This is a genomic window from Halomonas sp. ND22Bw, assembly GCF_003011945.1.
Taxonomy (GTDB): Bacteria; Pseudomonadota; Gammaproteobacteria; order Pseudomonadales; family Halomonadaceae; genus Halomonas; species Halomonas halophila.
In genome coordinates, this window is the sequence record NZ_PXWD01000079.1 from 1 (window position 1) to 550 (window position 550).

Here is a 550-nt window from a genome sequence, read left to right on the forward strand (position 1 = left end):
CCGCTGCCGTCGACACGCGGATCGTCGTATTCGTCGTCAGATCTTTTACGAAGACGTCTTCGCTTCTGATGACGTCCAGGTTCTTGGTTGGGTCGTTCGTATCGCCCGCGACGAGATTTGACGCCTCGCTCGTGAAAAGAACCTGATTTCCATTGGGGGAGAACTGGCCGAAGTTACTGCGCCCGTTCGCCTGTACACCATCGGACGAGGTCGAAACGCGTGTGATCGTGCCGGTTTCGAGATCCTTGACGAAAAGGTCCTGAGCGAGGTTGGTGTCGCCGGACACGAGGTTTGTCGACGTACTCGCGAAAAGGATCTTCCGCCCGTCGGGTGAGAAGACTGTTCTCGAACTGCGTCCATTCCCGGCTTCTCCGGAAGCGGTCTGATCGACCCGTATCGTCGCCACCGAGAAAACCCTTCCACCCACCGGATCTCGGGCGGAACTATGGATGCAGTCGGGCTTCGGTCAACCTGGGATGGCGAGTTCAAGAGATCCGGCACGTTGAAGGTGCAAAATTGCAACCGTCCGACCGAGACGTCCCTCGGGAGG

The 550-nt window shown here is 58.2% G+C and carries 1 protein-coding gene; it reads right to left on the reverse strand.

What is annotated here, in order from left to right; translation table 11 throughout:
- On the reverse strand, nucleotides 1-286 hold a 286-nt coding region (locus CVH10_RS17040), incomplete at its 3' end, for a hypothetical protein (RefSeq protein WP_219924732.1).
- Between the last annotated feature and the right edge of the window lie 264 nt (nucleotides 287-550).